Below are 14,787 nucleotides of genomic sequence, written 5' to 3'. Positions count from 1 at the left end.
TTCATGCAGGAACAAACGATTGGTGGAGTGGATCTGCAATATTATATCGTCTGCAAACGAAAACTCTGGCTTTACCGAAAAGGAATTGGAATGGAAGATGAATCAGACCGAGTAATGCAAGGGAAAGTGCTGCATGAAACAGCCTATCCCAGATTAACTGATAGAGAAATATTGATTGATGATGCCTTCAAAATTGACGCCATAGAGGGTGAATATATTCGTGAAGTGAAGCTGTCTAGCAAAATGACCAAGGCCGACCGGATGCAAATGCTCTATTACCTGTATCAGTTGTCGTTAAGAGACGTTCACAAGAAAGGGCTCATCAGTTATACCAAGGAAAGAACGACGGAAGAGATTGAACTCACCCAAAAAGATGAACAGGAAGTAAGATCGCTGATTGCTGCTGTTCATGAGACCATTGTATTGCAAAAGCCTCCTGCAGTGAAAAAAGTTCCTTATTGCAAATCCTGTGCCTATTATGGATTTTGCTTCTCCATGGAGGTGGATGAAGATGATGCGTGATCATTATGTATTTGCGAATGGAAGGTTAAAGAGAAAGCACAATACGATTTATTTTGAAAATGAAGAAGGAAACCAAAAACCGCTCCCTGTTGAAAAGCTTAGAACGCTTCATATTTTTGGTGAAGTGGAGGTCAACAGCAAGCTGTTGACCTATTTAAGTCAGTACGGCATTTCGCTTCAATTTTACAACTATTACGGATTTTATACAGGAACCTTCTATCCTCGAGAACGGAAGGAAAGCGGGCATGTCATTGTCAAGCAAAGTGAACATTACTTATTTCACGATAAACGCATGCTTTTAGCCTATCGATTTCTGCAAGGCGCGGTGCATCATATTCTCCGAAACCTCAGAAGAAATAAGGCGGAAGCAGCGGAATGGATCGAGGAGATTGAGCGTTTGCAATTGCAGCTTTCACATGCTCACTCCATTCCAGAGATAATGGGACGAGAAGGACTGATTAGACAACACTATTATCGAGCGTTTAACGTGATGGTGAAGCAGGATTTTGTATTCGAGAAGAGAGAGAAGAGGCCACCTAAAGATCCATTAAATGCGCTCCTGTCATTTGGCAACTCCCTTATGTACCAAACGGTATTAGCGGAAATCTATAAAACACCTTTGAATCCTACCATTAGTTATCTTCATGAGCCATCCGTTAAGCGATTTTCACTCAGTTTAGACTTGGCAGAGATATTCAAGCCTTTACTTGTCGATCCACTGATCTTTAATTTAATCAATAAAAGAAGCATCACCAAAAAGCATTTTGAATACATGGATGAAGAAATCTGTTTCTTAAATGAAGAAGGAAAGAAAAGATTCATTACCGCTTGGGAAGAAAAATTGAAAACAACCATCAAGCACCGTGGATTAAAAAGAAATGTAACCTATCGGTATCTGATTCGACTGGAATGCTACAAGCTGGTAAAGCATGTGATAGGAGATGAAGATTATAAACCATTGAAAGCGTGGTGGTAGTGTGTTTGTCATTATTACGTATGATATTGGCCACAAAAGAGTTGGGAAAGTATGCAAAAAGATGCGAGAATATTTGGATTGGACGCAAAATTCAGTCTTCGAAGGTGAAATAACGGTAGGAGCCTTAACAAAATGCATCCGTGAATTGCATGAAATTATGAATAACGAGGAAGATTCTCTGTACGTCTATCAAATTAACAATCCTAAACATATCAAGAAAACCATACATGGACAGGAGAAATGTCCAATCGACTTGTTCTTGTAAAGAAAATGGCATAAAGTTAAGATGATGGTAACAGGCAACGTAAAAGTGCAGTGAATCGCTTTTTGGTTATTAGTCCTTAAATGCCTTGTACAGCAAGGGATCTGAGCAATTCTTCATGATTTCAAAAAACACGACTCCCGATCCACTGCAAAATGGCAAATGATTGTTGTATGGCCGATACTCGAAATCCCTTGTCCTATAAGGGATCTCAAGATGTTGAAATATAGGGTTTTATCTGAACGTAGTGGGATATAAAGAAGTAAAAGTCATATTGCCGTATCTTGTCTCTGTTGAGTTTTATCTGAACGTAGTGGGATATAAAGTCGTGTACGCCGCTGCACAGGCAGTAAAAAACACAGTCTTGTTTTATCTGAACGTAGTGGGATATAAAGTTTCAAACCTCAGCCTTTCAATGACGGTAAGATCCTGGGTTTTATCTGAACGTAGTGGGATATAAAGTAATGGAACTTTACCACTAACAATATTTAGTTTTCAATGGTTTTATCTGAACGTAGTGGGATATAAAGTCATACAATCACGTGGTACTGAACACCATTAGAACAGAGTTTTATCTGAACGTAGTGGGATATAAAGTAATCAAGATCTTTTAAATCCAAATCATCTTCGACCGTTTTATCTGAACGTAGTGGGATATAAAGGCAGTTGAAAATGGTCTTTTTTCTTTTGAAAGCGAGTTTTATCTGAACGTAGTGGGATATAAAGTATATTGTGCAGGGCAGCGGCGGCGGTGGAGATCCGTTTTATCTGAACGTAGTGGGATATAAAGGAGGATTTCACGCCAGATAGTATTAAAAATATCGAGTTTTATCTGAACGTAGATGGATATAAAGTACAAAAAAACCGTCAATCATGCATTGTCGGCTCAGTTTTATCTGAACGTAGTGGGATATAAAGTAGATTTGAAGCCATGTCTTTTTTCTTGCATCATTTTGGTTTTATCTGAACGTAGTGGGATATAAAGCGTACTCATCGAACATACGCAACGTGACCGGCTGACGTTTTATCTGAACGTAATGGGATATAAAGAAAAAGGGCTGGCATGCCGATCATTTTGAGCCTTGTTTTATCTGAACGTAGTAAGACACTTTACCCAGTCCCTTCAAGCATACGAGATCAAAAATCAAGGGGCGGGCCTTGGGATACCAACCAAATTGATTCTTTTTCACTGCCACCGCACTCCCATCGATATCGGGGACAATGTACATGTCAGCATCAAATTGTGAAACGACATAGACGCAAAAACACCTCTAAGAGTTCCACTTCCTATACATTCGATAGGGGTGGAAGCTTCTTAAAGGTGCAATTGTCCATTATCTTTTCCTCCTTCTCTGACGAGAAGGTTTTGAAGGCCTCTTTTGAACACGTGGTCCGACTGCTGTTCGCTTTGGTTTCTGTCGTCTCGGAAGAACGGGTCGAAGACGCTTTTGCCTAAGCTGTTGTGCCTGATTAGCGAGAGCGAGCTGGCGTTTTTTTTACGCAATTGCAACGTACGTTGCAGAAGGCTTCTTCTGCGCAGGATGGCCCGTCGTTTTTGCAATTGGTGTGCTTTTCTTCTTTTTTGCCTCCAGACCATAATCGCCCGTCGCTTTCTGACCTGAAGCAGAATGGCTCGTCTTCTTCCCTGTAAAATGTCCTCTGCATAAGCGCAATCTTTTTCAGTCACGATGGGCCGATTCCCCTCTTCAGGTGCAATGATGTGCGGTAAAGTCCGATGGCCGATGAGGGCCTGCTTCTGTTCAGCCATGACCGTTTTCAGCATAAATAGAGCACCCGTGGGACTATGTTTCGTTCCCTCGATCGTCCAGTGCAGGGTCGGATAGTCTGCCGTCGAAAATTGGTGCGGTGAAGGTAGCCTGGATGCTGGCGCGATCGCCATCATGGAGTCGGCCAGTCTCGACGAAAAGGCACGCAGTGCGTGATCAAGCTGTCTGGCTTGCAGCAGCGGATACAACGGATCAAGGATAATCATATTTTCAAATGGCGGCTGGTCTGTTCGCTTGAGAGACCGAAGGGTGTGCAGACAAGTTTGCAACATAGGCGCCGCATAGGGATACGGGTCCATGGGGGAGGTCATGATGGCCGTTACGTTGGCCAGACGGGCGATGTCATGTACCCGCGGGTCCTGGGTAATGACGAGGACCTCATCGATCCACCGACTGCTTTTGGCAGCGTGAATACTGTGCAGTAGGAAAGGAAAACCGCCAAGTGTTCGGGTATACAGGGCCGATTCAGCGAATGCAGGCAAGATGGCGACGGTGCGGTTGATCTTCATCCCGCTGACTGCTTCTACGAAATTACGAATCCGGGTCGAGGACAGGGTACCGCTGTAAGCCTGTTCCCGGTAGAGGTTCTGTCTGTTCATCATTTGATTTCGGTAACGCTGAGACTTCAGGTATTGCCTAATAATCGCATTCAATTGGGACTGCCCTCTGGCGGATGTAATAGCCGGGCTGGAAGAGTAATAGGAATATTCCTTGCGCTTGCGATTCGGGAAGAAGGTGAGGGCGATGACTGGCTTTTGAAACAGCATGCCTTCCAGTCCGACCGTGGAATACTGAATGAGCAGTGCGTTGGAACCGTGGATCAGATCATATAGATGAATAGCGCCATGCGGGATGAGTTTGGCAAATGGATATTTTCTGCGCAGGGCCAGGGTCAGTCCGCTCTGCTTCTGGTTGGGATGCTTCTTCACCAGCAGGATGACGTGCTTGCTGTAAGGAAGCAGGGCCTTGATGATTTTGTTGACGACGATTTTATTGTGTTCGGGCAGATCAGGCTGTTCGGGATAGAAGAAGACCGTTTTGTTAGCAGGGAACTTCAGTCGGCTGGCGAGCTGTGTTTTGTCCATCCATGTTTGTGTGAAGATGGGATCGAAGCGGGCATTGCCCATTAGCTGGATTTTGGAAGCAGGCGTGCCGTAGTGCATCAGTCGGTTCTTGTGTGTGTGCCCCCAGGCAAAATAGTAGTCGGCATTCGTGGATAAGGTCTGGTAAAAGTCGATCAATCCATACTGGATGTTTATCGTCGGGATTTTGCGCTGTTTGCCCATATGCACGAGCAGGTAGCCTACGGGGTTGACCGAGGAAGATTGGATAATGCCGCGCACATAGGTCAGATTCATCAGCCTTTCGATGCCGTCCACTTTGCGCATCAGCGAGGGAAGACGAGCTTTCAGCCAGGGGAAAACCCAGCGTTTCCGGAAAAATGGATGCATGTTTTTTCTTCGCAGTACGGCCTTGATTTGCCGCACCAGAAAGGGGAACGAGCGCGTGTTCAGAGGGGCCATCGCTTCAGGCACATAGCAGGGAGATTTACGCCGCTGACTGCCATCCAGACAGAGAATGAATTTGTGGGCAGGAAGCTGGAAGCCATAATTGGCAAGAGAACCGAATACGATTTTCTCTGAAGTGCCGGGTTTAGGATGATAAGGAACGGGCAGAACGCGATCCTGGGCCACAAGCATGTCATACAGTTTGTGTACATGCTGGGCAGTCAACCGGGCTGGCTTCATCGGTTCATAATACAGCACGGCCTTGCGGTGAAACTCATACGCGAGTGCACGCAGCAGGGGAACCTGCTTGTAGCGCACATGATCGAACAGGGTAAAAAAAGTGCTCGTCAGTTGGAAAGCTCGGTACTGGGCCATGTTCATCCTGATTCCTCCTTTCCATCGGTCGGTTTTCGGAGAAGATGATCGACCATACTTCGCACCCGGTTAGCTGGAGAGCCAGGTACACGAATCATGTTGTGCAGGAATGCCGTCCCCGCCGCTGCTAAGCTGGCTTTGGCCTCTTCGCTGTTGATGAGCAGTTGCAGTTTCTCACGCAGCATCTGGACAGACTGGACGGTGAACCCGGCCTTTGCTTTGGCCAGCGTAGACAAGAGATCATACGGATCACTCAAGGTATCTGATTGCAGCACGATAATCCCTTTTTTGAACATGGCCGCTTCGACAGCTGTGGTTGAATTGACAGTAGCCAGCACATCCATGCCGTTTAGCAAATGATAGAGAGACAGACTGGACGGATACAGCCGGATCTGGGAGTAGGTAGACAGGAAATCATCATAGGAATGCGTATCTTTGGGATGAAGCTTGAGCATGATCGTAACCGGCAAATGCTGGCTTGCCTGCATGAGCCAGCTCAAAAACATACGATTCGTCTCGAGATGGGTCTGGGCGGTGTAGGCGATGATCAGATGATGCCTCGGAATATGAAACCTGTTGCAGAGCTGAGTGCGGCTCATCCACTTTCCTTTCAGTGCGCCCTCGAATCGAATGCTGCCAATCTCACGGATTTTGTCTGCTGGAACGCCCTTGTCTTCAAGCCATTCCCGATAGTTCTTGCCCCACATGCAATAGTAGGAGGCGCGGAACGGAAAAAGCGGTTCAAACATAGGCATATGATATTGAAGAAATACATATGGAATTTGATACTTGGCAGCGAGCAGGGTCAGAATATCGCCCGGGATGACGGACGTATCATAATCGAGAATGACCCCGATCGGTTGACTGCGCAGCAAGTAGTCTGCTGCCGCCAGTTGCCTGATTTTGAACGTTGTCTGCTTTCTCATCCAGTCTTGAAAGGCAGGAAGGCCAAATACCGGATGTTTGGCGTGCTTCTGAAAAAGCACATTCATCCGTTGTTTCAGAATTTGCAGATGTTCAGGCGGAATCTGGATGTTCAGGAACTGATTTCTGAAATTCCAGATCTTAAAGTGCCTGGGCAGCTTCTGCGCCCGAACCCCTCTGACATCATACGAATTGGAGATGAGCAAGGTGACGGCATGGCGTGAGAGGGATCGGGTCGCGACATAGGCGATCCGTCCAGGGAGCAGCACACGTTGCCGCCGGACGGGAAGCGTCAGTTCCAGGGCAGGCTGGGGGGAACGATCGAGTACCTGCTGCATGCCCGGAAAGGTATGGTGTCGGTACTGCTTACATTTTTGCTGGGTGAGTTTGACGTCCTCCGACCATTGACGCAGCATCGGTTCGATATATTGATGGAAATTGCGCATGAGAAACAGCGGGATCTCAACGCCGCAATACGATATCGGATGAAACAATTCAAAAAACTCCTGCGTCAGACCGTACTTCATAATGACATATGGTGAGATGTGGTCTCCCCCGAACATAGTGGCGTCCTCCTCTTATGGCAGCTTTCCGGAGATGAGATGGGAAACGAGTACGTTGACTCGCTTGGCTGGTGAGCCGGGTAGCCGAATCATATCGGCCAGAAATGCTCTGGTGGCAGCCTGCTGCTGCGCTCGCCTCTGCTCATCGTGGACAAGGGCATGCAGCAGTGTGCGCAGTTCCTCCGCGGAATGCACAATCGAGCCGGCCTTTGCTCTTGCGAACATGGAACAGTGATCATAGTAATCATCGTGCGGTTTTACATGAAGGCTGATCAGACTTTTGCGGAAAAGGGCGGCTTCCACACCAGTCGTAGAATGAAAGGTGGCCAGCATATCCATGCCGCTGAGCAGATGATTAAGATGAAGGTCAGCCGGGAACAGCCGGGCATGGGCATAGTGGCCGATGATGTGGTCGTACGGATGGGGATGCTTGGGGTGGGGCTTGTATACGATCGTGATCGGCAGGTCGGTGCTCGCATTTACCATCCAGCGCAGAAACCGTTCATTGCTTCGTGTATCTGTTCTTCCGCCAAAGGCAATAACCAGATGATGTGCCGGAATATCCAGTCTGGCACACAGTTCCTTTTTGTTCATCCATTTGCCTCGGGTTGTGCCTTCCAGACGGATACTGCCGATTTCACGGATACGTGCAGCAGGAACGCCGTGCCTTTCCAGCCATTCCCGATAATGCTTGCCCCACATGCAGTAATAGTCCGCGCGAAAGGGGAACAACGGATAAATCATAGGCATATGATATTGCAAGTAGACGTACGGCAGCTGGTATTTCTTGCTCAGCAGGGACCAGACTTCTCCCGGGACGACGGTCGTGTCGTAGTCCAGGATGACCCGTACGGAAGAACGGCGAAGAAAATGATCCGTTGTACGAACCAGCTTCATGGCACCAGGCAATTGCTGCAGCAGCCACTTTCGAAAGAAATCCTGCTGAAAGAGCGGATGGTGCTGCTGGTCTGCCAACAGCTGCAGAGCGAGTTTGCGATAGCGGTCAAAATGCGATGCCGGGACGCGCACTTGTTTCATGGCACTTCGCAAATGCCAGACCCGAAAATGGGCGGGTAGCCGAACCTCTCGAATCCCTTTAAGATCGTACATATTGGAAACGCTCAGGATAACACGATGTCTGGAAAGCGAACGAACGGCGAGAAAAGCCAGTCTCCCGGGAAGCAGTACAGATTTTCGTCTGGATGGGCTGGCAGCATGGGAAACAGGAGTGGGCGATCGATCAAGAACTTTTTGCAGCGCTTCAAAGGAACGCGTCGGATACACATGGCGTTTCCGAACGTGCTGGGTCTGACTGGACCAGGTCACAACCGCCGGTTCAATCAGCTTATGATAACTGCGCATCAATACCAGCGGGATCTCGATACCGCAGTAGGTCAGGGATTGAAAGGCTTCAAAAAAATCTTGGGTCAGCCCGTATTTCAAAGTGACGTATGGGGTGATGGTCTCGCCTCCAAACATCTTGCATCCTCCTTTGCTATTCACGATTTTTCTTCTGCCTCATCTGGACGCGGGCCTGGTGAAGGTCCCGCTCGGTGTCAATATCCAGCGAGCAAAAGGCATCCATGACATACGGCAAGCAAGGCTGACAGTCCTTCACTTCTCCACAGGCGAGGAAGGCTTCGGTCTGACAGGCATAGATGCTGCCGTTGACCAGATAGTAGGGGGGAAAGTCCTGTCTGCGTGTGATGGATTTGTCGGTGGGGAACAAGCTGCGCAGCGCCCCGTGCTTATCTATCCGTTTCATGAGATAGGGATGCTCGCTTGCCTGCGTCACCCCCACGACGGACAGGCAGGTACGGCTTTCGAATAACGTGATCGCTTCATCAATGTGAACGGCGGTGCGGAAGGGACTGGTCGGTTGCAGAAGCACGAAGCCTTCAGGAAGCTGGCTATCGGTTTGGGCAACCTGGTCCAGTGTGTGGAGAATGACGTCTCGCATCGGGGTGTCATCTGCGGCAAGAGAGGCGGGGCGAATCAGCGGGTGTGGTACACCGGCGCGAACCGCTGCGGCAGCGATGGACGGACTGTCTGTGGTAACGATGATGCGGCTGAGTCTGGTCGCTCGCAATGCGGCTTCAATCGTCCAGGCGATTAACGGTTTACCGCCCAGTTTGCGAATGTTCTTGTTGGGAACGCCCTTCGAGCCTCCTCGCGCAGGAATAATCGCCAGCCACGTCTGCTTCTTCAATCCGATCCCCTCCATTCCCTCCATTGCCTCCCGGACAGAGGCTTCTTCCTTGCAGACATTCAGCTCTGTGCATGGATGGTCTCCCACATGCGCAGTTTGTAATCCGCCTGATCCGGCAAGGCATCCTTCGGTTTGTTACGTTCCTGTATGGCTTGCAGGGCGGATTTGTCCTTCAGGGCAGCAGCCAGCCAGGATTGCAATGCCGCACTTTCACGAAAATAGATCGGTGACTGCTCCAGATAGTAGAGGGGAGGCGGCTTTCGATAAAATAACACCGGTTTTTGCTGTATCATGCCTTCAAAGGCGACAGAGGAATACGGTGTGATGACCAGGTCGCATGCGTCAATTAGCGATTCCAGCGGAATGTGTCCATGCGGTACAAGCCGGGATTGTCGCCGCTGCACGTATCGTCGGTAAGGACGTCCTGCCCCATGATCGGGGTGTAGCTTGTATTGCAGCTGTATGTGTGAACTCGTCGAGCGGGCAGCCTGTTCAATGATGCGTATCAGAGTCCTGTTGTAGGTTCGCCCAAGCGGTTGCAGAGCGACCAGCACACGCAAGGGAGAGTCGGCGGAAGACAGGGAGGCCTCATGAGCAGCCTGACGGTGCCGAAGTTTGCAGCTACGAAAGAACAGGGGACCATTGACGATGAGGTTAGCGGGCTTTGCCCCAAACGATTGCAGGTACTCCGCATGGGAACGACCCCATACGAAATTGAGATCGGCATTGACAGGCAAATGACCGAGAGGACCGAAGATGCCATGCTGCACGTTCAACGTCGGAATCCGGCGGGTTTGCGCATAGGTGGTCACCAGACTGCCATGTCGATTGAGGGTCGATCCATAGATCGTGCGTTTGATCGCATAGCGCTTGAACAAGGTCTGCATCTTGCGAAGTCGCAGCATCGCTTTTCGCAGTCTGATCTTCATCCACCGCTGGAAGGGCTGGCTTCGAAGTGGAGCGGGAGTTTTGGCAGATGAAACGATGTGCTTGAACTGTTTCCACACCTTGTGCGTAGAGCATTTAACCGGTTTGAGCTGATCCAGCAGCAGCAACGGGCGGCATGCTTTCGTTTTTCGCATCCGTTCATATTCATGCCGATGATGAGCAAGGTAGACAAATTTCTCCTTCGAGATCCCTTCTGTGACGGCATACAGATCGGCTTTAACGAGCGTATAGCCGGGCCGGGCATAGTTCGGCCTGGAGACTGGAAAATAGGGCGTACAGGCCCGCTGAATGTTGCTTAGATTTGCATGCTTGCGGGTTAATCCCGCCCGCTGAAAGGCAGCAAGGTGAAGAGAGGCGTATTTCTGGAAATCTCGAAGCAGCAGTGGTGCAAGCGAAACGCCGAGAAAGCGCAGCTTCCGGTATACATGCAAGAAATGCAGACTGGACTGCCAGATCATGGACGTTCGTCGGTTCATCATCAAACCTTGCCCTGCTGCTCATATTGGTTGAGGATCGCGAGCAATTTCCGAGGAGTTGCCGGCTGAATCTGATCCGAACGATAATCCTGAATGGCAGATGGTTTAAAGTGCTGACTGTCCTTTTGCTGTAAGCCGGGGGGATACACCACATATAGCTCTTCATCCTCAAATAAATGCCGTACTTCCTTCACCGAGAGCAGTTCTTCATGCAATTTCTCACCCGGTCTCACCCCGATCACCTGCACATGGGGCTCCGGCAGCTGTTCCTGTTTGCAAAAGAGGGACATGGCCTTGCACAGATCACTCAGCCGCAACGATTCCATTTTCAGAATAAAGGTTTCGCCGCCCGAGCAGTACAGCGCAGCCTTGAGGGTCAAATAGGCGGCCTGATGAATAGACATAAAGAAACGGGTCATGCGCGAATCGGTAACGGTCAACGGCTTGTGCGCTTTGACCTGATGGAGAAACAGTGGAATGACAGACCCGCGGGAGCCCAGAACGTTGCCGAAGCGAACCGAACAAAATCGGGTGCGGGACGGATGCAGCATCTGGTTGGCCTGACTAAACAGTTTTTCCGCCAGCAGCTTGCTGGCCCCCATCGTATTGGTCGGATTGACGGCTTTGTCGGTACTGATGTTCACGACCTTGTGTACCTGGTTAACGATGCTGGCGCGAATGATATGTTCACTGCCGAGTACGTTGGTCTTTACGGCTTCGAAGGGATGCTCTTCACAGATCGGAACCTGCTTGAGCGCAGCGGCGTGAAAGATAAGATCCATCCCTCTGGTCGCAAATTCCACTCGTTCATAATCCCGAATATCTCCAAGCAGAAAATGCACATGGGGCAGTCCTGCATATGTTTGCTTCAGTAAATATTGCTTGCTGTCATCCTTGTTGAAAATAACAATCTTTCTGGCACCATGCTTCAGGAGGCTTGCGACAATTTCTCTGCCGATTGAGCCGGTTCCACCTGTGACAAGCACTTGTTGATTGCGTAAAAACAGCTTGAGTTGATCTGCGGCTGTGTTCATTGTGTCCTCCTTTCAAAGAATGGGATACTTTACATTATGAAATCCTGACGGAAAGTGCGCTATGACAGCCATACATTTTAAGACATCCTGCAAAGCGGACCTTTCAACCGGGATTACTTCTATAAAATGGATGGACAAGCTGAAATGGAATCGGCTTGGAATGGAAAATATAAAAAGGCAGCAGACACATCGTAAACGATGACAGTAAAGGAGGAACAGACGTGCAGCGAGGAATGAAAAAAGCCGGGGTTATTGTGCTGATCTGTGTGATCCTGTTCGCACAGGGATTGGTCCAGGCAGAAGCGTTTGGAAAAGGAACCAAGGGGCCGGATGTATATGCCGCGCAGGGCATGCTGAAAACCCTCGGTTATTATGGCGGGGCAATAGACGGGGTATATGGCGCGCAGATGGTGCGAGGAGTCAAGTACTTTCAATATAAATATGGCTTGCCCGTGACAGGTTCCATTGACGGGAAGACGCTGGAATCCATTTTGTGGGCGTATGGCAATTTGAAAATCCAGAAGCAGCCCGCGCCTAAACAGCCTACACCCGCTCCGACGCCTGCTCCTTCTATAAAAGGACTGACCCCTGAGGAGCAGAAAATGGTGAATCTGGTCAATCAGGAACGATTGAAGGCAGGTGTGGGCGCCTTGAAAGCGGATCTTGCGCTGACCAAGGTAGCCAGAGTGAAAAGCAGTGACATGATCAACAAAAATTACTTTTCTCATCAGTCGCCGACCTACGGTTCACCCTTCGATATGATGAAGCAGTTTGGCATCTCGTATCGGACTGCCGGAGAAAATATTGCGTGTAATCAGACGGTGGACAAGGCCCATCAAGCCCTGATGAATTCATCGGGCCATCGTAAAAACATTCTGAGCGGGAACTTTAATCATGTCGGCATCGGCATCGTCAATGGCGGCGCGTGCGGCAAAATGTTCACGCAAATGTTCATCGGCAAATGAATTGCCAAACATTGATAGGATGAGGCCTGGCCGGTTGCGGCAACCTAAGTTTGAATTCATGACATCTCAATGGAGGGTATACAATGTTGAAATTGAAATGGATACGGTTAGGTGTTCTCTCTGCAGCGATCTTGTCTCTGGCGGCTTGTAACAATGCCAATAACAATGGCGCAATGGACAATGATAACCGGAATAACAATCAGACGGGCCAGTTCGGGATGAACCGCTACATGAATGATGACGATCTGGGCATGAATCGGGATCTGGCTGGCAACCGTGGGCAAGTGCGCAATCAGAGCCGTAATCAGACTTATGGCTATGAGGATGGACCGGATCATTACTATGCGCATCGCAATAAAAGCGACTACGCAACACCACGCAGTCAGGCCAATGGCATGAGAGCAAAAGGGATGAACAATGGAAATCGCAACGGGATGAATGGCAGAAATGGAGACATGCATGCCAACACCCGTATGGAAAAAGCAGATGATATTGCGGAGAAGCTGTCGGCCATGAAAGAAATCGATTCTGCGAATGTGCTTCTGACAGACGACAACGCATATATTGCGGTGGAACTGGAGGAGCGAATGGGCAAGAACAAGCGACATTCCAGATTCAATCGTGCGGATGATACCGATCAGGATGTGACAGATCGCGTGAAGACAGACATCGCCAACCAAGTGAAGAAAATGAAGCCGGATATTAACAATGTGTACGTGTCCGCCAATCCGGATTTCATGAACCGCATGAACGGGTTTATGGACAGAATGGATGACGGCAATCCGGTACGTGGGATGATGGATGAATTCAACAGTATGATGAACCGAATCTTCCCGGCCAACGCACTTCGGGATGGAGCAGATCGTGATGGTTTGGACATGATGGATCGCGATCGTGACGGAGATGATGACCGGAACATTTTTGAACGGATGATGGACTAGGCCCGTTTGTTGCAAGTACCTGGATAATGACAGCCCCTGCAATGGATTTGACGACCCTGTCGAAGTGCCATGAGGGGCTCTTTTTCACTCTTTTCTCTTGTTCATGATTCCAGCAAATGAGTCATGATGATCATACTGAGCAGGCCAGCCATAAAGGCAAATGTGGCAATGCGCTCATGCCCGTCCCCGTGACTCTCAGGAATGAGCTCCTTGTATACGATAAACAACATGGCTCCGGCAGCAAAGGCGAGACCGTACGGAACAAAGCGATCTACCGACTGCGAGAAGCTGTATCCAGCGAGAAAAGCCACCAGCTCCATCAATCCTGTGCAAGCGGTCAGCAGCAAGGCATAGCGTCTGCGAACATGGGATGCAAGCAAATAGAAGGCGATCAGGGCGCCTTCCGGGATATTCTGCAAACCGATGGCGAAGGAGACGACCGCGGCCAGTTCCATATCCGCTGAAGCGAAACTGACCCCGACAGACAACCCCTCCGGCAAATTGTGGAGAGCCATCGCCGAAATGAACAAGATCGTTCCTCGCTCTACATGCGGACCCCTCACCGGAAGCTGGTGATCCAGATCGTGATGGGGAATGAGGTATTCCAGCAACGTCAGCATCAAGGTCCCTGTAAGCACTCCCAGGCACAAGATGGTCAAATTGGACATTTCCAGCGCACTCGGAATCAGACTGTATATGGAAGCGGTCACCATAATACCGGCCGTATAAGCCAGAAGCATGTCCTTGAAGCGATGGGTGACCGTGCGCACCAGCATAGCGGGAAGGGCCCCCAACAGCGTACAGCCTCCAGTCGCCAGCATGCCTCCCCATAGGATATGGAATTCCATCTTCGATCACCTGCACATTCTCAACTTGTCCTTCTTATTGTATGGTTGCGCACACACCGATTATGCAAGCAAGGAAGAGAAGACCTGCCCATTTTCTGCGGAAATCGAACCTTTGCCACGCTCCGTACATAAACTGATTTTGACTGTATCCCTACACCTTGTATTAAGTGAAGCCCGAACAAGGAGGGGTGGCAAACATTGAAGGGTAACGACCACAGAACCAAGATGATCTTAACCAACCGAGAACGAGAGGTCTTTGAACTGCTCGTACAAGACCGCACAACAAAAGAAATTGCCCAACAGCTGTTTATTAGTGAAAAGACCGTCAGAAATCATATATCCAATGTGATGCAGAAGCTGAACGTCAAAGGTCGTTCACAAGCGGTTGTTGAGCTAATTCGGCTTGGGGAGCTGTCGATTTAACCATGGGTACCATATCATAACCTTCT

At 49.2% G+C, this 14,787-nt stretch carries 13 protein-coding genes and 1 CRISPR repeat array; of the genes, 6 read left to right on the top strand and 7 right to left on the bottom strand.

The window, feature by feature from the left end; all coding sequences use genetic code 11:
• The first annotated feature begins 3 nt into the window (after positions 1-3).
• From cas4 to cas2, 3 genes are read left to right on the top strand one after another with little or no spacing between them, the layout of a single operon-like run.
• Positions 4-522, top strand: coding sequence for a CRISPR-associated protein Cas4 (cas4, locus tag ACFSUC_RS02910; protein ID WP_379927947.1), 519 nt, complete (start codon positions 4-6; stop codon positions 520-522).
• Positions 512-1,498 carry a type I-B CRISPR-associated endonuclease Cas1b gene (gene cas1b / locus ACFSUC_RS02905; protein ID WP_379927946.1) on the top strand — a complete coding sequence of 329 codons (987 nt, stop codon included), beginning with the start codon at positions 512-514 and terminating at the stop codon, positions 1,496-1,498. The genes cas4 and cas1b overlap by 11 nt, the downstream gene beginning before the upstream one ends.
• A gap of 1 nt (position 1,499) precedes the next feature.
• A complete protein-coding gene (cas2, locus tag ACFSUC_RS02900; RefSeq protein ID WP_379927945.1) occupies positions 1,500-1,763 on the top strand; it encodes a CRISPR-associated endonuclease Cas2 in 264 nt (87 codons plus the stop codon).
• Positions 1,764-1,991: 228 nt separating this feature from the next.
• Positions 1,992-2,810: direct repeats of the CRISPR family, unit length 29 nt; unit sequence GTTTTATCTGAACGTAGTGGGATATAAAG.
• Between the two features lie 265 nt (positions 2,811-3,075).
• Here the strand turns inward: cas2 and ACFSUC_RS02895 are convergent.
• The 6 genes from ACFSUC_RS02895 to ACFSUC_RS02870 are packed head-to-tail and all read right to left on the bottom strand — an operon-like array spanning position 3,076 to position 11,584.
• The gene (locus tag ACFSUC_RS02895; protein WP_379927944.1) at positions 3,076-5,436 is read right to left on the bottom strand and encodes a CDP-glycerol glycerophosphotransferase family protein; all 2,361 of its coding nucleotides are present in this window, start codon (positions 5,434-5,436) and stop codon (positions 3,076-3,078) included.
• Entirely contained in the window at positions 5,433-6,917 is a 1,485-nt protein-coding gene (locus tag ACFSUC_RS02890) for a hypothetical protein (protein ID WP_379927943.1), read from the bottom strand. Before ACFSUC_RS02890 ends, ACFSUC_RS02895 begins: the two co-directional genes overlap by 4 nt.
• 15 nt (positions 6,918-6,932) lie before the next feature.
• The gene (locus tag ACFSUC_RS02885) at positions 6,933-8,396 is read right to left on the bottom strand and encodes a hypothetical protein (RefSeq protein WP_379927942.1); all 1,464 of its coding nucleotides are present in this window, start codon (positions 8,394-8,396) and stop codon (positions 6,933-6,935) included.
• 16 nt (positions 8,397-8,412) lie between these two features.
• Positions 8,413-9,150, bottom strand: a complete 738-nt coding sequence (locus ACFSUC_RS02880; RefSeq protein WP_379927941.1) for an acylneuraminate cytidylyltransferase family protein — start codon at positions 9,148-9,150, stop codon at positions 8,413-8,415.
• Positions 9,151-9,185: 35 nt separating this feature from the next.
• Positions 9,186-10,553: a CDP-glycerol glycerophosphotransferase family protein gene (locus ACFSUC_RS02875; RefSeq protein WP_379927940.1), complete on the bottom strand. Its 1,368-nt coding sequence runs from the start codon at positions 10,551-10,553 to the stop codon at positions 9,186-9,188.
• Entirely contained in the window at positions 10,553-11,584 is a 1,032-nt protein-coding gene (locus ACFSUC_RS02870) for an SDR family NAD(P)-dependent oxidoreductase (protein ID WP_379927939.1), read from the bottom strand. Before ACFSUC_RS02870 ends, ACFSUC_RS02875 begins: the two co-directional genes overlap by 1 nt.
• Positions 11,585-11,805: 221 nt before the next feature.
• On the opposite strand from ACFSUC_RS02870, the gene ACFSUC_RS02865 reads away from it, so the two are divergent.
• Together ACFSUC_RS02865 and ACFSUC_RS02860 are read left to right on the top strand one after the other, a co-directional pair.
• The gene (locus ACFSUC_RS02865; protein WP_379927938.1) at positions 11,806-12,549 is read left to right on the top strand and encodes a CAP domain-containing protein; all 744 of its coding nucleotides are present in this window, start codon (positions 11,806-11,808) and stop codon (positions 12,547-12,549) included.
• A gap of 83 nt (positions 12,550-12,632) precedes the next feature.
• Positions 12,633-13,490, top strand: coding sequence for a YhcN/YlaJ family sporulation lipoprotein (locus ACFSUC_RS02860; RefSeq protein WP_379927937.1), 858 nt, complete (start codon positions 12,633-12,635; stop codon positions 13,488-13,490).
• Between the two features lie 101 nt (positions 13,491-13,591).
• Here ACFSUC_RS02860 and ACFSUC_RS02855 read toward each other — a convergent pair whose 3' ends face one another.
• A complete protein-coding gene (locus ACFSUC_RS02855) occupies positions 13,592-14,338 on the bottom strand; it encodes a ZIP family metal transporter (protein ID WP_379927936.1) in 747 nt (248 codons plus the stop codon).
• Positions 14,339-14,563: 225 nt separating this feature from the next.
• Between ACFSUC_RS02855 and ACFSUC_RS02850 the strand changes: the two genes are divergently transcribed.
• Positions 14,564-14,761: a helix-turn-helix domain-containing protein gene (locus ACFSUC_RS02850; protein ID WP_379927972.1), complete on the top strand. Its 198-nt coding sequence runs from the start codon at positions 14,564-14,566 to the stop codon at positions 14,759-14,761.
• Positions 14,762-14,787 lie beyond the last annotated feature (26 nt).

Origin of the sequence: Marinicrinis sediminis (assembly GCF_042685085.1) — a bacterium.
Taxonomy (GTDB): domain Bacteria; phylum Bacillota; class Bacilli; order Paenibacillales; family KCTC-33676; genus Marinicrinis; species Marinicrinis sediminis.
The sequence above is the reverse complement of the archived record's forward strand: the minus strand, read 5'-3'. Positions and strand labels throughout refer to the sequence as shown.